Here is a 16,568-nt window from a genome sequence, read left to right as displayed (position 1 = left end):
GGCAAACTGATATCAAGAGAAGAATTTTAATAAAGATCCATCATCATTTATCTGATTTTAACGTATGCTTGGAAAGTCTGCCTTTCAAACCTTTTAAAAAACACAATAAACGAACCCTTGCTTCGTAATCCGTACCTGAAAAAGCCCCTTTACATGAACCGAAATTCACTTTTCCTAATGGCCGCGGTGATCGGCATCACCTTCACAGCCTGCAAAAAAGACTGCTACGATAAGGAATTAGAAGAACAATTCTACCTGATAGACTGCACGGCAGATTGCCCGGGTGTAACGGGTTGCGATAGCAAGACCTACTGCAACGAATGTATTGCCAATAGCCAAGGCATACGGGTAGAGTAGGGCTAATAGCGGCCTACTATCTTGGTGCTAATTCCTAACTCCCAACCGAAGCTGGTCGTCAATAATGGCCGACCATCGTTCTGCAAATTGCAATTCGCCATTCAAATGCAGGTCTTCGGTTATATCGAATACAGATATCCGCACATTCAACTTGTCTTTTGACATGGATGCGAAGTGCAGCACCAACGATTCGAGCAATTGATAATTTCCACCATCACTTGTCACTGTGCGGCTATCCTTTTCAAGTCTGCATGACCTCAGGTCGTTCAAGCTTATCACAACCTTTTCGCAGCGGTCGTTGTGCTGTTTTATGAAGAACAATAACTGGTGATTTTCATCCAAGGCTATGGACATTTTTCCGAGGTACTCCACCTTAGAAGCAGTGCCATTATTCTCCCTTAATAGGTCGGAAAGCAATTGCATCATATGCTTCTTTACTTTATTTCTTGATATGTTCACTGCCACGAAGGGCAGGCAACAGATGGCAACCAATACGCTACCCAAAACAATCATTCCTATATTCATTTTAATTTCGTTTTTGTGTATGCTGAATAGACACGATAGATTTATCGCATCCTAAAAATTTACGTTTGACCTAAACGGTCAATGCCTTACACAAACGGTTTACCAGAAGGAATGAAAGGGAAAGATGAGCTGTCTTAAACGGGGCTGAAGCGAGACGTCCGCTGATAATGTGAACCCTCGAAACGCTTGTTGGTCCAAGGCCTGTTCTAGCGCACAGCTTAGGTTTAAATAAGAGGTAGATATCTTCAGTCTGACCAGCGCTCCTATCGTACCCGTTTCAACGGAAATAAAATGGTCTTGGATGCCGTTGATCCCTTGCGCCAGCGTGAAGGCGTATTCTGAGGAAGAGGTAGAAGGGGCAGTAGTTTTACTTGCCGCAGTGCGTATACCCACACTGCCGATGGCAAGTAGATAGAGAGCCAAGGTCAAGCCAATAAGTACGGTTCTAACCGCGTTTTTCACGGGGCAAAATTAGAGTGGCTCTGGTTCCATTATTCCAGTGCCACAAAATATTTCCTTTTACGAAGTAGGTAGATACTTGCTCAAGGGTCAACGGACTTGTGGCGCGACAATGAGACGTAAATCCCAATGGCCAACGAAAGGAAAATGAAGAGGAGCGAAAACCATTCGGGCATCTGATAGAATTCGGCTGTCATCAGTTTGATTGCGACAAAAACGAGAATGGCAAAGACACTGTACTTCAGGTAAACAAACTTATCGAGCATGCTTGCAAGGAAGAAATAGAGCGAACGCAAGCCCATGATGGCAAAGATGTTGGAACTGTAGACAATGAACGGATCGGTGGTAACGCCAAAGATGGCCGGTATGCTATCGAGGGCAAAGAGCAGGTCGCTGAATTCAATGCTGATGAGCGCCCCGAACAGCGAGGTGAATACCAGATTTCCATCCTTACGGGTAATGAACTTTCCGCCATCCACATGACGGAATCGGAAGTACTTTGAAATGCCTTTCGGTTCTTCCACTTCCTCATGGTCGGCCTCGCTTTTTAAGGTCTTGAAAGCGGTATAGAGTAGAAAAAGGCCAAAGACAATGCCTATTCCTTTCACACTTTCAATAAGGGTGAGCCCAACACTTATAAGCAGCGCCCTGAAAACCAACGCACCCAGAATACCAAGGAAAAGTAAACGGTGCTGGTATTGTGATGGAACCTTGAAAGACGCGAAGATCATGGCCATCACAAAGAGGTTGTCAACGCTCAATGAAAGTTCAATCAGATAGCCCGAAATGTACTTGGCCACCGCATTACTCCCCGATAGGCCATCGAGCGTTCCCATGCTGCCCGAATCGTATCGCCAATAGACAATGCCACTGAAGGCCAACGCATTTAGCACAAAGAAGACCGTTTCCAAGGCCGCCTTGCGCATGGTTACCAGCTTATTCTTCCGGTGTAATACCAGAAAGTCGAAAGCCAGGAGGGCCAATAGGTAGGTAATGAGTATGATCCAGAAATTCAACGTTTCAAGACGCTATAAGGTCCTTATAATCCAGTAGGCTCTTCTCAATAACCTTTCGGGCAGCTTCGGCATTCTGGAAATCTTCTACCGCCACGGTCTTGTTTTCCAGTTTCTTGTATTGCTCAAAGAAGAACCTCAATTCGCGAAGGAAATGCGAAGGCAGTTCCGATATGTCGTTGATGTGATTTACGCTCATGTCGTAGTTGGCAACGGCAATGATCTTATCATCGGCCGAACCACCATCAAGCATCTGCATCACACCGATCACCTTGGCAGATACCAAGCAAAGGGGCACAATGCTTATTTGCGATAGCACAAGAATGTCCAAAGGGTCATTGTCATCGCAATACGTTTGTGGGATGAAGCCGTAATTGGCAGGATAATACATGGAGGAGAAGAGCACACGGTCGAGTTTGAGCATTCCGGTGTCCTTATCCAGTTCGTACTTGGCCCGCGAATCCTTTGGGATTTCGATAATGCCTGTTACTATGTTCGGTGCATCTTCTCCTGGATGCACGCTATGCCATGGGTTTTTTGGATCGTAGATCATTTCATATTCCTTAGTCTGTGAATCACCTTGGCCGATAAACAGGTGGCCTTCTGGTCTGGTTATCGAAATCCGTTCGATGTTTCGGATACAAAACTAGTTGAACGTGAATAGTGCTTTACATGCCCTTCAAAATAAACCTTTGGCGATGGCGTGGCTCCACAGATCTTTTCCATGGTGGGCAACGCCAACCTCAAATTCACGGAATGGAACTTTAATAAGGCCTGCTTCTTTCAAAGGTTTTTGCGAGCTATGCAAGCCGCTAAAAGCCATTACCTGGGTCCTAATACCTTTCAATGATCGCTTACAATCCCGAGAGCTTGACAGGAGGGAAGAAGTCCCACGAAATGCCAACAGTAGCTTGGTGGCCAGCATCTACAAAGCGGTAGTTATAGTTGTCGTGCCCGTAGATGTAGCTCACCGCAAAACCTAGCGACTTGGCGCCCTGTATGGGATAGTAAGTGGCAGATGTTTCCATCCGAAGTGGATTTACATGCGGGTGAGCACCAATGATCACTTCAAACTGTTGCTTTAAGCGGATGCGCTGATACCACTGTTTCTTTCCCACCGAAAACGCTTTCACAAACTCATACATGCCAGACAAACGGTGCCTTCCGAATATCTTGATGTCATTGTCAGAAAAACCTCCAAGGTCAATAATGCCGAACATCCGGTTGTGATAGAGCATATAGCCCACACTGATGGAATGAACCCGTATGGCTCTGAATTCGCTATCCAACTTACACGTACGGTAATTGACAATAAATTCGGTAAGGTTGGTAGAGAAGTTGCCGTTCTTCCTGTTCAGCATGGCTGAAAGGTCGGTTTGATCATTGATGAGCGCGTAGACACTATCGCAAGCAGGTGTAGCATCATTAATTGAAGTAGAAAAGGCACATCCCGACTGGCCATTGCTGTAATGGCCACTTTCGAGCGAGAATCCAACAAAACGTGCGATGTCAGCGGCTGGTACTTTCAGCCTGAACAGGTGCTGCGTTCCTAATAGTATGCGATAGGAAGGCATTTTTACTGGTTGCGATTTCTCTGCATACATCCGCAACTGAGGCGATAATGACACATATTGGGCCATGGAGTGTAGTTTACTCTTGTCCATCAGCCGTTTGATGAAATTGTTGTACAGACCGATCTTCATGGTAGGATTGCCATCGAAAAGAATGGTTTCGTACTTCGTATTGCTCGACATGTATCGCAGATTCAAATCCTCTCCAATAGGATAAACCTGCATGAAATTCTCATACCACGAGTATTGGTCTTTGCTTTGAGAAAATGCTACTTGGCACATAATGACAAGAATGGAAAAGGAGGCAATGGTTTTCATCTACTAGTCTAAGGGAAGTTGCAATTTATGCTCACAAGCATGAGGTCCTATTCAGAGTGGAATAGGTAGGACCAGACTGCGCTTAAATGTAGGCAGTAAATGGAAGATGTTGGTGCGAGGTCGAATTGATGTTCATCGTAGAGGCTTCCACCTAGATTAAAGGAAGCTCAAGGTTGTTTTTGGGGATATTGCTGTTACGGTTGTAGTAGCCTCGTTAATTCCATTTGCTGTTCGGTGCTTATGCAATGGGCAACGAAAGCGTGGCTTCCAGCTTCTTGATGTCGCCATCCGTAAAGTCTCCTTGGATGTAAATGGGTGCATGGTAGCGCACAGTGATTTTCGAAAATGGGTAGGGGAAATTCTTTCTATCCCAGGTGTTCAGTACCCATTTGAATGATGCGTCCATGGTAATGGGGATGATGGGAACGCCCGTTTCTTTGGCCATGATGAGCACTCCCGGTTTCAATTTTTTGGGTGGCCCTGCCGGTCCATCGGGGTTTATCATGGTGCTGTAGCCATTTTCAAGTTGGCTCATCACTCTATTCAAAGCTGCTTTCCCTTTATTGCCGCTAGAGCCATAGGCCAGCTCCTTTACGCCCATCCATTTGGCCGTCATGTGTATGGGCTTCATGAACAGCATGGGATGTTGCAGCCATATCTGCGGTTGTTTTATCCGTGTATTCACAGCAAAGTGAATAGGCAGGTTCTCGTGCCAAAAGCAATAGATATGATTTGGGCTCGAAGCCAAGTTCTCGGTTCCAATGTATTCAATACGCTGCGTTAAACGCGCGATGAGCGTAAGCGAAAACCATAGTCCACCGACCCCAAAACCATACAGCCAATTAAGTTGCTTGATAGGAAAGGGTGCGTTTTGAACGGTGTATTTCATTTCGTTACAAGTTTAAGCGCTAATGCCTAAAACCTTATACCTAAAAGCTTGGTTATCTTTGCAGCCCCAAAAACCATCTATCATGACGGGAAACATAGAAGTAATGAGCCCTGCGGGGTCTTTCGATTCACTAATGGCAGCCATTCAAGGTGGTGCCGATTCGGTGTATTTCGGTATTGAACAACTGAACATGCGTGCCCGTGCGGCCAATAATTTCACTTTCGAAGATCTGGAGAAGATCGCAGAGATCTGCCATCCGCTAGGAGTGAAGACCTATCTGACGCTGAACACCATTATTTATGACCACGATCTATCGCTAATGAAGCGCATTGTGGATGGTGTGAAGAAGGCGGGTATTACAGCCATCATTGCTTCCGATCAGGCGGTGATCAACTACGCAGCCAAGATCAACGTGGAAGTGCATATCAGTACACAGACCAACGTCACCAATTTGGAGACCGTTGAGTTCTTCTCGCACTTTGCAGATGTAATGGTCACATCGCGGGAACTGAGTTTGAAGCAAGTGAAAGACATCACTAAAGGAATTGTGCGCGATGACCTTCGTGGACCATCCGGTGAGTTGGTGCGTATTGAGATATTCGCGCATGGTGCCTTGTGCATGGCTGTTTCAGGCAAATGCTATTTGAGTCTGCATACCAACAACTCATCTGCCAATAGAGGTGCCTGTGTACAGAATTGCCGCAGAACCTATACCGTTACCGATGAGGAAGGCAACCAATTGGAGATCGATAACGAATACATCATGTCGCCAAAGGACCTTTGCACCATTGGCTTCTTAGATCAGGTGATGGATGCTGGTGTGACCGTATTGAAAATTGAGGGTAGAGGTAGAGCTCCTGAATATGTGAAAGAAGTGACCAAATGCTACAAAGAGGCTGTTCAATCCATTCAGGATGGAAGCTACACTAAAGAGAAGATCGCTGGTTGGAACGAGCGTTTGTCTACCGTATACAACCGTGGTTTCTGGGATGGCTATTACCTCGGAAAAGAGTTGGGCGAGTGGAGCGAAGGGCATGGTTCTCAGGCCACTACCAAGAAGAAATATGTTGGAAAAGGAGTGAAGTACTTCCCCAAGATCAACGTGGCGGAATTCCTAATGGAATCGCATTCATTGAAGGTGGGAGATAAAATACTCGTTACCGGGCCAACCACTGGCGTAGTGGAAAAGATCATTTCCGAAATGCGTGTGGACGACCAACTGGTGGAAGTAGTAGAGAAAGGCGTAAGCTTTTCTATTCCTATTGATGAGATCATCCGTCCATCTGATAAGCTGTACAAGGTAGAAGCTGTATGATCAGAATTACTCAGCAGCGAGACAAGTGCATTGGATGCAATTACTGTGTAGAGGTGGCTTTGCAGCGTTGGCGCATGAGCAAGAAAGACGGCAAGTGCACACTTATCGGTTCCAAGGAAAAGCGTGGTTTTCATTCGGTTATTGTGGGTGATGATGAACTGGAGGAGAACCTCGAGGCTGTAAAGGTTTGCCCCGTCAAGATCATTAAGGTGGAGAAAATCTAGGTCAGGGTTGAAAGTTAAGGTTCGAGCGCACAGCATTGAGATACTTCCCTTCGACTCGCTGAGTGCAGACTCTCCAAAAGCATGACTAATACCTAAGCGCTAACTCCTAATACCTATCGCCTAATTTATTTCCGATTGGTATGTTTGTTGTAAATATGCAGCAGAACCATAAAAACTCGTAGCATGAAACTTCAAATTACTACCCTTCTTCTTACGGCAGCAATGATCGGAACAACGGCTCAGGCCATGGCCCAAAAAGACAAGAAAGACGACCCGAAGCACACCAATTACTTTAAGGATGTGGAAGAAGCCATTGAAGCCAAAGAAGTGGTGCTTCAGTTCAGTAATGGGGTTTCGCGCATGGATTTTCTGAAGTTCAAGACCAAGTTCACCAACAATACCAACGATTTCCTGTTGATAGACCCTTCGAAATTCTCCATTTCGGTGGATGGAACGGAGATGCATCCTTCCGAAAAGGCCTTTATCCTCGACCCGAATGAGAACAAAAGCAAGACCATCGATCTGAAAGAAGGAGCCAACTTCCATGTAGACCAATTTGAAGTGGCCGTTGCTGGATTTGGGCGTATATCGCTAGATGGAACTCCTGAGAAGATGGATAATTTCCAGTTGCCAGCCAGCAGCAATGTGATGGAATCGGGCAATTTTACCGTTAACCTGAAATACCTGAGTCAAGAGACCAAGCAGACCACGGCCCGTTTTGAGGTGAAGTATAAAGGAGATGATTACGCCATTGTGGACCCAAGCAGGGTATCTGTTAAAACAGAAGGTGGCGACCAATTTGCGAACCTTCATCGTAAATCCAAGACCTTTCTGTTAGAGAAAGGCGAAACCAAGTCGTTTGATGTGGTGGTAGAGATTCCAGCCAAGGTGGTGGATATGCAATTTGCCAAATTGTTCGTGGTCTGGGGCGAATCGATGGTTGAGACCAAAGCCGTGCCATTTGAAGTGGATGATTCCGTTACCTTCGAGTTGGACGAGGCCCTCACCACCGAGAAGAACAAGTAGTAGACAGCATTTTCACGTTAAATAGGGTCCCGTTCCACCAAGTGGTGCGGGATCTTTAGTTTTACCAACCTGAAACTATAAAGATGATTAAAGCAAGTGCATTGGTTCTGATCTGTTTATGTGCCTCCATGTGTTCTATGGCACAACCACATGAAACCCACTACGCCAAGGTGGCAGATATAGAAACGGATGAAATTCGGATTGAGATCATGGACCAGCATTCTCAGAAGACTTTCACTCAGTTCACTGCTCGTATCTACAACAAGACGGATGGCTACATTCTAATCCATAGAGAAGAGGTGAAATTCATTTATGATTGGGGCGAAAAGCACATGATGGAAGCCGTGTTGTTCATAGAACCGAATGGAGATATTACCCGTCTATTCCGAGTAGAAGGTGGAGAGGATTTCCGACAGGATCATTTGAAAATTGAATTCGGAAATTTTTATCGGGTTGCTAGGGAAGGAGTGCGCACTGAGCCGAAGAATTTCTCTATTCCTCCCGAAAAGAAGAGCATTATGGATGGTCCGTTTGCCATTACTGCATTAAAATGGAATGGGAATGCTAAGGAAGCATTCGTGGATTTTAAAATACGCTACCGTGGCGAAGGGTTGGGTACGCTTTTAACAAGTGGCATCAAGATACAGTTGCCTGATGGTAGCATGGTACATAATCAGGAAGGTGTGAATACGCCCTTTTTCCTAACGCCAAATAAAGCAGAAGTTATTCGCGTCATCCACAAATTCAGCAAAGGAGAATCTGGAACAAAAGGCAGTTTTGAAGCGGTCTTTACAGATGCCTTGTACGAAACAGCATCGGAATCGTTTGCCGTTCCGAGCGTGGAATTGATAAAACGTTAGACCTGATCAGCCTTCAACGGCTGTTTTAGCAGCACGTTTTTCTTCCCGTTTACGTCTGATCTTGTTCTTGTCGTAGACGGTGAAAACCCGCGAAATATTGAAACCGATATGAAGGTCGCCTTTCGTGATATCTCCATTGGTTTCTGAGAAGATCATCTTTTCGATAATTCCTCGAGAGTTCGTAACATGAACTTGGAAGACGTGTCCGCCTGTTTCAATATCAACTCCTAAGGAAAACGAATCGCGTACTTTTTGGCCTCCAATAGTAGATGCAATCTGTCCAGGAATAAGCCAGTTGTATTCTGCATTGATGGAAACGCTGCGCGACACCATCACACGACCACCAGCACCAATAGCAAAAACGTCATTCTTATCCGCTTTGGTGGCAACAAGATTTCTGTGAATCAAGGTTGGTGTAAGTTGGAAAGAAAGCCGTTCAGAGAATTTACGCGCAAACATGACCTGGAAGGCATAGTACATCCTCGATGTAAAATAATTCTCTCGGTTCTTGTCAGAAAACTCCTGACTCTTGATCGCCATACTGGCAAATAAGGTTATCGTCATAGGTATTTTGCGCTTTCCTGTACTCTGACGAAGCACGCGGTATTTCAAGAATCCATCGTATGTTTTCTCAAATGAACTCCGACCAAAACCAATGTTCAAGTTATTGGTGATACCGTACTCAAGTCCTAAACGGATGGTCGCATTATCCAATCCGAAGAATTCCTTTACGCTACCATTCACACGTCCAAAACGGTGACCGATAAGCACATTCAACACGCCTTCGGCATTGGTCTCAGCACTTTGACCGATCACCAATCTGGTGGTTTTGAAAGTGGCAATGGTCTGATTGACCGCTTCTTCTTGAGCAGGTTCCACATCATCCAGAATGTCCATCAGGTCATCCTGTGCAAATGCGGGTTGTAATAAGAAGAAAAAGGCGAGAGGGGCGAGTAGTTTACTTCGTGTAAGGTTCATACGAGGCGTTAACAGAGATCTTCATTTCTTTAGCAATCTTTTCTCGAACAACTCCAGGTATTTCTATGTCGTAATCTTCTGGAATCAACATGAACACCGCTTTGGCCGAAAGCTTTCCTCCTTTAACAGTGAAGGTTCCTTTGGTTTTTACTTCTTGACTCTTTCCATGAAGATCCATTGTTCCTGAAACCTCGACTGGATAATCGCCATCTTTTTTAAGGTCAATCTCGCTAGCTGAAGTAAACGTTCCTTTGAACTGTGCCTTCGGAAATTTGTCTGATTCCACATATTTCTCATTGAAATGTTCTTCCATCAAGGCCTTCTCAAATTCAAAGGACTTAAGTAAAACACTGAAGACCATTTCTTTCTTGGCCAGATCAATAACCGTGGTAACCTGATGGTTATCGGCCTCAATTTTCTCCATCGGAGTGTCTGAGTAGAAATTGATATTACCGGTTCGCGTAAAATATTTCTGTGAGAATCCTGCAGTGGCGGTTGATGCAAGAATGGCGAGCGTAATAAGAGACTTTTTCATGTTTATTTTTTTTAGTTGTTCGGTGCTCCATTCAAAATCCATGCCTGCATTTGGTTAACCTGGCAAGAGGTCAGTGGAGTACCAGTTGGCATATCTTTTACAACTACCACGCGCTGCAGCATTGAACCATTATCCACTTTAGCTTTCACTTCCGCATAATTCTCAAATATGCCGTTTCCGCTTCCTCCAGCCACGTGGCATCCGCTAACGCAGTTGCCTTGTATCATAGGCATGATGTCAGTGGCAAAACTCACAGCAGAGGTGTCACAAGTATTGTTGGCGTTGTAGTATTCATAAAGTTGTTCCTCATTATCGTAATAGCAGGATGATAGCAGCGACAAACTGCCAATTGCGAGAATAGATCGGAATGTATTCTTCATATATATCAGTTGTTCTGAGTTCCTTCGTTTATCCACTGACGGATGGTTGCGATTTTACAATCGGACATTATTGCTTGACCTTGTGGCATGGCGCTGTAACCTGCTTGATGTGCAATTGCTCCAAGGAGTCGACCGTTGCTTGCATAGGTGGCAACCTGCGCAAACGTATCGAATGCTATTGCACCTCCACTTGACGCGTTTCCCGAATGACAACCCATGCAGTGAAGCTGGAAAATAGGACGCACATCGTTGGCGTAGGAAACATTCAAAGTATCACAAGAACCTTCACTGCAAGCGTTATTCTGCGCACCTTGAAGAATCCATTCATAGATGGCGTTTTTCTGGTCATTTGTAAGAGTTATGCCAGAACTTAGTGGCGGCATAAGGTCACTACCTGATTCAAAAAGCACGTCATATACTTTACTGCCATTCGGGTCTCCTGGATCAACATCGCCAGTACTCAGAATTGTCTGGTAACTGGTAAGTACCACACCATCTTGGCCATTGGGCGAGTTATGACAGCCGCTCATAGCACACGAAGAAGCAAAAATGGGCAACACTTCGTTTACAAAGTAAGTGGTGTCAGGGTCGCAGGTTGCTGTTGTTGTGGTCGTATCATCTGGACTCGGATTGAAATTGAGCGGAACAATCGGTTCGTGCTTACATGAGCTGGCAAAAAACACAATGGTCAAAAGCAAACTCGTGTAGCCAAAAAGTGCAGTTTTCTTATTCATCCTATATCTAATTGGGTGCAATTTAAGCTTAGGCATTAAAATCATTCGCAGAACCACGACATTTTAAGCAAATCTTAAGCGCGATTCAATGAAACATCACTGATTTATCTAGAAGGCTATTTGACTTCTTTAATGCTACAGTCTGTAATAACCACGTCCATCAATTTACCGGTACATCGGCCCTTTACGCAAACTTCCTGTCCTTCTTTTAAAGGCTCCATGGTTATTGATGTTTGAAAAGTGGTGCTTATTCCACCGATCATGGCATTTTCGGCAGTTAAGATGGCGCTTGTTTGTCCAGCGTCATTCACCGTTATTTCAGCAATGATTCCAGTCACCTCTATGGTCTTGTCGAGGTATTTGGCATTGGCCGCAGCCTCATCCGCCTCGTATTCATCAAATAGCTGATCAGCAGATACGCGGTGGGCAGGTTCTTCACCAGCAATGTCGCGATGCGGTTTGTTGTACATAAAATAGCCTACTGCTCCAGCTGCAATGGCTAGAACTGCGATAATGATGATGATTTTTTTCATGAGGGTAATTGGCATGTTGACAAAACTCGCTATGCAAACGCAGCAATCTCCATCAAGTTGTCCAAGATTTCAACAATCCTAAAGTGATAACGCAAATTCCATGAAGAACCTCAGAATGTCAGTTAGAGAACTGAACATTGCAAGGAAGTGGCTTGCTACTACTATTTGGCGCAGGTACTGATTCCGAAAGGAAGGTACAAAGGGCAGAAAGAAACGACTGAGGTAAGAAAGAACACGCTGCCCAAAACCAAAAGGATAATACCTACTGTTCCAGTTACGGTTCCTGTGAAGTACAGCACTGCAAATATTGCGGCAACCAGTATTCTGACGATACGGTCTGCTGCTCCCATGTTCTTTTTCATCTCTTGATGGTTTAAATTAGACCACAAGGTTAGATCCTATGTAAGATGTAGGTGGTGACATTAGTCACTTGCTGTGCTGACCTTTGAACCGAACGCAAGTGGTGATTAAGCCACGAACGGATTTTCTAATGGAAATTCAGGTCATGTTATAATTCACAGACAACCAGTAGTTTCATCGCTTCAAATGAGGATATCGCTTTTCCGTCCTTTTATACTGATTCTTGCTTCGGTAGTTCTTTTACAGAGTTGCCAAGATGATGTGCTTTCTGAATTACCAGAAGATCCTGATGGCACTTTGACAGATATACCCGAGTTCAGAATCGCTAGCTACAATATTCATGGCGGCAAAGGACCAAATGATGAAGGGGCATTTGGTGATAATATCAGTGCCTTCAGCAATTTACTTCAGGGCGAAGACATCGTTTGTCTGCAAGAAGTAGAGCCCGATAGATGGAACGAGCTGAAAGCGCTTTTTCCCGAATATCCGTACCGCTACTTTGTGCATCAGTGCTCAACCAAATTCGCTACCAAAAAGCAAGGAGGCAACGCCATTTTGTCCAAGTTTCCCATCCAGGAATATTCTTCTCAACTCATCCAGACAGATCCGGGTGGAGATAAATGGGAGCGAAAAGCTGAATACGTACGAATTTACATTGGTAACGATCATCAATACCTGAACGTTTTCCATTACCACAACACCTACAATTGGCACAACGATAATTCGGCTTCTGAAAAGGCGGGATTTAAAAAGTTCGTGGATTTCGTTGAGTCAAAATCCATTTCAGAAAATGAAATGGTTATTGTTTTGGGTGATTTTAACCTCAATGAATCATTAGTCAAAGACATCATTCCCGCAACCAATTTCCCTCATTCGTATTCCAATTGGGTCGATCATATTTTCAGTAATCAGCCACTGATGACCAGTGCGAGTTACGAAACATTCCAGCTGCTTCTTTCCGATCATGATGCAGTTTGGGCTGTTTTCTGCAATCTAGATTGCTGAAATTATATTGCAACCCAATTCATCTGTTTTCGTTAGCCATTAAAATTTTAGTTTCGTCATATGAAGTATATAATAACAGCGCTGATCATTTGTCTTCAATTCGGGGCATCAGCACAAGAAGCAGAGCTAAAGAGTTCGCTTGATTGGAACACGAATCTTGTAGCAGCAGTTGATAAGGCCATAGCAGAGAAAAAACCATTGTTCCTGTTTTTTACAGGAAGCGATTGGTGTGGATGGTGTAAACGACTACAAGCAGAGGTGTTCTATAAACCAGAGTTTGAAAAATGGGCCAACGAAAAGGTGGTTCTATTGGAATTGGATTTTCCGCGTAGAACTGCCCAACCAGAAGAATTGAAACAACAGAATATGAACATTCAGCGGATGTTCGAAGTACGGGGCTATCCAACTGTTTGGTTCGTAAATCCATCCAAAAATGGAACGGAGATCAACTTTGAGAAAATCGGCTCCACCGGATATGTGAATGGCGGTCCACAGGCATGGATTAGCGAAGCAGAACGTATTTTGGCAGGACAACCATAGCAACTCATTTATTGCGATTCAAACGCAATTTCGGTGAAGCAGGTGGATGGTTTGTGAACGTTATTGATTGAAAATAGGAAATGAGCACCAAAAGAAAGAGGCAGGAAGGAATAGTACCAGAATATGCTGGTCCGTACGTTGCACCAAAATCAGAGTATTTTAGAGAAAAAGAGGCGTTTGATGAGGCGGTCGGACTAGACTTCATCACTCACGCCAATGAGGCTACGCGCGGAGGAGGGAAGTTTATTGTAGCACTATCCCACGGAACCTCTCCGGCTGGGGCACATCAATACATTCTAGATCATTTCGATAAGATTAGCAGGCCGGAAAATCTGCGCTTCACTTTTGTCAACTCAAAACTGAAAAGGCAGCGCGGTTTGGTAGATGTAATGGACGCAGCAGGTTTTGTGAAAGCACTTCTGGCCATGGGTAGAATTACCAAAGACCAAATCCTTGGCAGGGGACTTGACCGTGATGACATGGAAAAGTATTCGGCAGATCTGAATACCAAACTCGCTTCCTACCTCAAGGAGAACAACAAGGAAGGAGTTGATTATATGATTGTCGCCACGGATTCGGCAGGTAGGGTTGCAGGAGTTACTCGCTTCTCTTCGGCATTTGAAGTGCAGGAAATTAGTTGCATCGTGCATGATAGGACTGAAAAGGAAATCACCTTTACGCCTCATTTTATTTTAAAGAGCAAACGCATTGCATTTCTTGCCACCAAAGCAGAAAAGAGGAGGGCATTAGCATGGCTGTATTATCGTTGGGGCAAGCATGATGAAAGCCCTAGTTTTCTTCGTTTTATTGAGGATTCTGAAAGACGTCTGAAGGTTTTTATTGACGATAAGGCACTCACGTGGCCACAAATGGAACTTTCACGCGAGACTCCGTATGGTACCAGCAAGATCAAGATCGATATTGCAAAACCATATAGCTATTTCGCCAAAAGTAAGAAGCCGGTGGTGCTTCTCATTCACGGATTCTTAGGCTTGAATTCGTATGACGGATTGTTAACAGCCATTCCAACTAAGCAATATTTGGCAGCAGCTATGCATTATGGGTCGGTTCCAACTGATCTTCCTATCAATGATTACTCGAAGCATATCGTGAGAAATATTGATGCCGTAGTTCAGCATTTTGGAGATTTGGGACATCCGGTTTACATCTTCGATCATTCTATGGGAAATATCTATTTCCTCATGATGGAACGTGATTTCGATAAGTTGCCTGGCATTAGCAAATACTTGAAAGGAAGAATTGGCGCAAATCCATTCTTTGGAGAAGAAGCCAAACATGCAGCCATTGGCTTTTTGGATAACGTGATTCTTCCTTCTGGTCAAGGTGCTGCAGCAAAAGCCTTGTTCTATGCTGCCCGCCAAGTGGTTCCGTGGGAATCGAACGTGGGAATGAGAAATAGAGGCATTTCTCTTTCCGAATGGTTGATCCGAAAAGATTCTAACATGAGAGATCGTGTTTGGAAGGCAACAAAAGGCCGAATTCTACAGCTGATGAGCAGCATGGGGTCGCTGCCCGATTTAAATAGAATTCCAATTGAGCAGGCATTGAACCGACTTCCTGCTAAGATTTTTGCAATTCAGGTTCATTCGGCATTACTGGAATCGAAAGCATTTGATAAACAGAAAAGTTTGCCAAACATGGAAGCGCATGGAATTCCGGTGTTGGTGCTGAAAAGCGAGCGCGATTCGGTTGCTAAATATGTTGGACGGATCTATGATAATTGCCATGCCCAGGTTTTGGACATCACAGACCAGCACGAAAAAGACCTGTTCAGAGAACATTTGTATCACATGGTAAATCCCTTGCTGACAACTGTGATCATTGATGGATTCATTTCAAGGAATGAGTTGTCGAATTCAGACCCAACGGAATCCGATGATGTTGCGGCTTAGTGTGCGATTTTTCAAAAGTATTTTTATTCTATTCTGTGCACTGATAATGGTTTTTGCTGATGCGTCAGCACAAAAGGCAGACTTCGATACAGAACAGCACGCTTCAGCACCAGATTACAGCTTGGAAAGCAGTTGGTCGGCTTTGCCTTTCAGAAAAGATGTTGCTGATGTTCTTCCGAAAGATGAGCAGTGGATAAGCGATAGCCTGAAGGAGGTAGATGTGTTCTACGTTCATCCTACTGTTTATCAAAAAGGTCCATTATGGAATGCCAGTTTGGACATGGGAAGCATCAATCGAAAAGTGGATAAATATCCGGTCAAACTTCAGGCAAGCGTATTCAATGCATCTTGCCGTGTTTATGCTCCGCGTTATAGACAAGCAGTTGTAAAGGTTTTTTACAATGACACTGAAGATGGTGAAAAGGCGCTTGATTTTGCCTTCCAAGACGTGAAACGGGCATTCAACTACTTTTTAGAACATCTCAGCAATGGCCGACCGTTCATAATTGCTGGGCATAGTCAAGGAACGCATCATACCAGACGACTGCTACGCGAATTGATTGATACCACTGAACTAAGAGATAGGATGGTGGCTGCCTATGTTATTGGTTTTTCGGTCAACGATTCGATGTACGAAGACCTGAAATTGTGCTCATCTCCAACTGAAACGGGCTGTTACGTTTCATGGATGAGTTTCAATAATGGCTATCAACCTACAGGAACTTGGTTCAAATCAACCCAAAGTGTCAATCCACTTACGTGGACAGCGGATACTGGTTTAGTCGTGATTGAAGATTATGCATCAACAGTGGTCTTTAATCCGAAGAAAATTCGCGCCAGAAAGATGGAAGTACAGATCAGGGACCTTGGCGGAAAAGTGCTTTCGGTTGATACAAAAGCGCCATGGTTCAGATTGATGAAAAACTTACACATAGCAGACTACGGTCTATTCTATTTGGACATCCGTCAAAATGTGAAGGACCGAATTACTTCGTACATGCATCAAAAAGGTAATTGACGATTAGATTTTACT

22 protein-coding genes are annotated in these 16,568 nt (G+C 44.4%); 9 read left to right on the top strand and 13 right to left on the bottom strand.

All coding sequences use genetic code 11. The features are described 5' to 3' along the window. Positions 1-153: 153 nt before the first annotated feature. Positions 154-357, top strand: coding sequence for a hypothetical protein (locus K9J17_11575; GenBank protein MCF8277362.1), 204 nt, complete (start codon positions 154-156; stop codon positions 355-357). 27 nt (positions 358-384) lie between these two features. On the opposite strand, the gene K9J17_11570 is transcribed toward K9J17_11575, so the two are convergent. The 7 genes from K9J17_11570 to K9J17_11540 all read right to left on the bottom strand — a co-directional run bounded on the left by K9J17_11570 (position 385) and on the right by K9J17_11540 (position 5,132). Next, on the bottom strand, positions 385-882 hold the full coding sequence (locus tag K9J17_11570; GenBank protein MCF8277361.1) for a hypothetical protein: 498 nt from the start codon (positions 880-882) through the stop codon (positions 385-387). A gap of 99 nt (positions 883-981) precedes the next feature. Further along, complete coding sequence (locus K9J17_11565; GenBank protein MCF8277360.1) at positions 982-1,344, bottom strand: hypothetical protein; 363 nt, start codon at positions 1,342-1,344, stop codon at positions 982-984. Between the two features lie 80 nt (positions 1,345-1,424). After that, positions 1,425-2,357 (bottom strand): TerC/Alx family metal homeostasis membrane protein, encoded by a 933-nt coding sequence (locus K9J17_11560; protein MCF8277359.1) that lies wholly within the window; start codon positions 2,355-2,357, stop codon positions 1,425-1,427. Between the two features lie 4 nt (positions 2,358-2,361). Continuing rightward, a complete protein-coding gene (locus tag K9J17_11555) occupies positions 2,362-2,907 on the bottom strand; it encodes an inorganic diphosphatase (GenBank protein ID MCF8277358.1) in 546 nt (181 codons plus the stop codon). 126 nt (positions 2,908-3,033) lie between these two features. Then, positions 3,034-3,177 (bottom strand): hypothetical protein, encoded by a 144-nt coding sequence (locus tag K9J17_11550; protein ID MCF8277357.1) that lies wholly within the window; start codon positions 3,175-3,177, stop codon positions 3,034-3,036. Positions 3,178-3,208: 31 nt separating this feature from the next. Further along, positions 3,209-4,243 carry a hypothetical protein gene (locus tag K9J17_11545; GenBank protein ID MCF8277356.1) on the bottom strand — a complete coding sequence of 345 codons (1,035 nt, stop codon included), beginning with the start codon at positions 4,241-4,243 and terminating at the stop codon, positions 3,209-3,211. Between the two features lie 238 nt (positions 4,244-4,481). Continuing rightward, a complete protein-coding gene (locus K9J17_11540; GenBank protein MCF8277355.1) occupies positions 4,482-5,132 on the bottom strand; it encodes a DUF374 domain-containing protein in 651 nt (216 codons plus the stop codon). A gap of 82 nt (positions 5,133-5,214) precedes the next feature. Between K9J17_11540 and K9J17_11535 the strand changes: the two genes are divergently transcribed. The 4 genes from K9J17_11535 (at position 5,215) to K9J17_11520 (ending at position 8,557) form a co-directional block, all read left to right on the top strand. Beyond that, a complete protein-coding gene (locus K9J17_11535; protein ID MCF8277354.1) occupies positions 5,215-6,447 on the top strand; it encodes a U32 family peptidase in 1,233 nt (410 codons plus the stop codon). Continuing rightward, positions 6,444-6,671, top strand: coding sequence for a ferredoxin (locus tag K9J17_11530; protein ID MCF8277353.1), 228 nt, complete (start codon positions 6,444-6,446; stop codon positions 6,669-6,671). The genes K9J17_11535 and K9J17_11530 overlap by 4 nt, the downstream gene beginning before the upstream one ends. Positions 6,672-6,854: 183 nt before the next feature. Then, positions 6,855-7,697, top strand: coding sequence for a hypothetical protein (locus tag K9J17_11525; GenBank protein MCF8277352.1), 843 nt, complete (start codon positions 6,855-6,857; stop codon positions 7,695-7,697). Between the two features lie 137 nt (positions 7,698-7,834). Next, positions 7,835-8,557 (top strand): hypothetical protein, encoded by a 723-nt coding sequence (locus tag K9J17_11520; GenBank protein MCF8277351.1) that lies wholly within the window; start codon positions 7,835-7,837, stop codon positions 8,555-8,557. A gap of 6 nt (positions 8,558-8,563) precedes the next feature. Here K9J17_11520 and K9J17_11515 read toward each other — a convergent pair whose 3' ends face one another. The 6 genes from K9J17_11515 to K9J17_11490 form a co-directional block, all read right to left on the bottom strand. Beyond that, positions 8,564-9,535: a DUF5777 family beta-barrel protein gene (locus K9J17_11515; protein ID MCF8277350.1), complete on the bottom strand. Its 972-nt coding sequence runs from the start codon at positions 9,533-9,535 to the stop codon at positions 8,564-8,566. Next, positions 9,516-10,070 carry a YceI family protein gene (locus K9J17_11510; protein MCF8277349.1) on the bottom strand — a complete coding sequence of 185 codons (555 nt, stop codon included), beginning with the start codon at positions 10,068-10,070 and terminating at the stop codon, positions 9,516-9,518. Before K9J17_11510 ends, K9J17_11515 begins: the two co-directional genes overlap by 20 nt. 11 nt (positions 10,071-10,081) lie before the next feature. Beyond that, positions 10,082-10,450: a hypothetical protein gene (locus tag K9J17_11505; protein ID MCF8277348.1), complete on the bottom strand. Its 369-nt coding sequence runs from the start codon at positions 10,448-10,450 to the stop codon at positions 10,082-10,084. A 5-nt stretch (positions 10,451-10,455) separates the two neighbouring features. After that, positions 10,456-11,184: a hypothetical protein gene (locus K9J17_11500; GenBank protein ID MCF8277347.1), complete on the bottom strand. Its 729-nt coding sequence runs from the start codon at positions 11,182-11,184 to the stop codon at positions 10,456-10,458. A gap of 116 nt (positions 11,185-11,300) precedes the next feature. Further along, positions 11,301-11,717, bottom strand: coding sequence for an OB-fold putative lipoprotein (locus tag K9J17_11495; GenBank protein MCF8277346.1), 417 nt, complete (start codon positions 11,715-11,717; stop codon positions 11,301-11,303). Between the two features lie 161 nt (positions 11,718-11,878). Continuing rightward, positions 11,879-12,079 carry a DUF2892 domain-containing protein gene (locus K9J17_11490; GenBank protein ID MCF8277345.1) on the bottom strand — a complete coding sequence of 67 codons (201 nt, stop codon included), beginning with the start codon at positions 12,077-12,079 and terminating at the stop codon, positions 11,879-11,881. A gap of 184 nt (positions 12,080-12,263) precedes the next feature. Between K9J17_11490 and K9J17_11485 the strand changes: the two genes are divergently transcribed. From K9J17_11485 to K9J17_11470, 4 genes are all read left to right on the top strand, one after another. Then, positions 12,264-13,082, top strand: coding sequence for an endonuclease/exonuclease/phosphatase family protein (locus tag K9J17_11485; GenBank protein ID MCF8277344.1), 819 nt, complete (start codon positions 12,264-12,266; stop codon positions 13,080-13,082). A gap of 60 nt (positions 13,083-13,142) precedes the next feature. Then, entirely contained in the window at positions 13,143-13,622 is a 480-nt protein-coding gene (locus K9J17_11480; GenBank protein MCF8277343.1) for a thioredoxin family protein, read from the top strand. A gap of 80 nt (positions 13,623-13,702) precedes the next feature. Next, entirely contained in the window at positions 13,703-15,535 is a 1,833-nt protein-coding gene (locus K9J17_11475) for a 6-phosphogluconolactonase (protein MCF8277342.1), read from the top strand. After that, a complete protein-coding gene (locus tag K9J17_11470) occupies positions 15,486-16,553 on the top strand; it encodes a DUF3089 domain-containing protein (GenBank protein ID MCF8277341.1) in 1,068 nt (355 codons plus the stop codon). Before K9J17_11475 ends, K9J17_11470 begins: the two co-directional genes overlap by 50 nt. The last annotated feature ends 15 nt before the right edge of the window (positions 16,554-16,568 follow it).

The sequence above is a fragment of the Flavobacteriales bacterium genome (genome assembly GCA_021739695.1).
Classification (GTDB): Bacteria; Bacteroidota; Bacteroidia; order UBA10329; family UBA10329; genus UBA10329.
The sequence above is the reverse complement of the archived record's forward strand: the minus strand, read 5'-3'. Positions and strand labels throughout refer to the sequence as shown.

Excerpts from the sequence above, each read along its gene's own strand:
- K9J17_11535 (MCF8277354.1), top strand. The coding sequence starts at position 5,215 with ATGACGGGAAACATAGAAGTAATGAGCCCTGCGGGGTCTTTCGATTCA.
- K9J17_11550 (MCF8277357.1), bottom strand. The coding sequence starts at position 3,177 with ATGGCTTTTAGCGGCTTGCATAGCTCGCAAAAACCTTTGAAAGAAGCA.
- K9J17_11555 (MCF8277358.1), bottom strand. The coding sequence starts at position 2,907 with ATGATCTACGATCCAAAAAACCCATGGCATAGCGTGCATCCAGGAGAA.
- K9J17_11530 (MCF8277353.1), top strand. The coding sequence starts at position 6,444 with ATGATCAGAATTACTCAGCAGCGAGACAAGTGCATTGGATGCAATTAC.
- K9J17_11480 (MCF8277343.1), top strand. The coding sequence starts at position 13,143 with ATGAAGTATATAATAACAGCGCTGATCATTTGTCTTCAATTCGGGGCA.
- K9J17_11495 (MCF8277346.1), bottom strand. The coding sequence starts at position 11,717 with ATGAAAAAAATCATCATCATTATCGCAGTTCTAGCCATTGCAGCTGGA.
- K9J17_11510 (MCF8277349.1), bottom strand. The coding sequence starts at position 10,070 with ATGAAAAAGTCTCTTATTACGCTCGCCATTCTTGCATCAACCGCCACT.
- K9J17_11520 (MCF8277351.1), top strand. The coding sequence starts at position 7,835 with ATGGCACAACCACATGAAACCCACTACGCCAAGGTGGCAGATATAGAA.
- K9J17_11475 (MCF8277342.1), top strand. The coding sequence starts at position 13,703 with ATGAGCACCAAAAGAAAGAGGCAGGAAGGAATAGTACCAGAATATGCT.
- K9J17_11490 (MCF8277345.1), bottom strand. The coding sequence starts at position 12,079 with ATGAAAAAGAACATGGGAGCAGCAGACCGTATCGTCAGAATACTGGTT.
- K9J17_11470 (MCF8277341.1), top strand. The coding sequence starts at position 15,486 with ATGAGTTGTCGAATTCAGACCCAACGGAATCCGATGATGTTGCGGCTT.
- K9J17_11485 (MCF8277344.1), top strand. The coding sequence starts at position 12,264 with ATGAGGATATCGCTTTTCCGTCCTTTTATACTGATTCTTGCTTCGGTA.
- K9J17_11505 (MCF8277348.1), bottom strand. The coding sequence starts at position 10,450 with ATGAAGAATACATTCCGATCTATTCTCGCAATTGGCAGTTTGTCGCTG.
- K9J17_11575 (MCF8277362.1), top strand. The coding sequence starts at position 154 with ATGAACCGAAATTCACTTTTCCTAATGGCCGCGGTGATCGGCATCACC.
- K9J17_11570 (MCF8277361.1), bottom strand. The coding sequence starts at position 882 with ATGAATATAGGAATGATTGTTTTGGGTAGCGTATTGGTTGCCATCTGT.
- K9J17_11525 (MCF8277352.1), top strand. The coding sequence starts at position 6,855 with ATGAAACTTCAAATTACTACCCTTCTTCTTACGGCAGCAATGATCGGA.
- K9J17_11540 (MCF8277355.1), bottom strand. The coding sequence starts at position 5,132 with ATGAAATACACCGTTCAAAACGCACCCTTTCCTATCAAGCAACTTAAT.
- K9J17_11515 (MCF8277350.1), bottom strand. The coding sequence starts at position 9,535 with ATGAACCTTACACGAAGTAAACTACTCGCCCCTCTCGCCTTTTTCTTC.
- K9J17_11500 (MCF8277347.1), bottom strand. The coding sequence starts at position 11,184 with ATGAATAAGAAAACTGCACTTTTTGGCTACACGAGTTTGCTTTTGACC.
- K9J17_11545 (MCF8277356.1), bottom strand. The coding sequence starts at position 4,243 with ATGAAAACCATTGCCTCCTTTTCCATTCTTGTCATTATGTGCCAAGTA.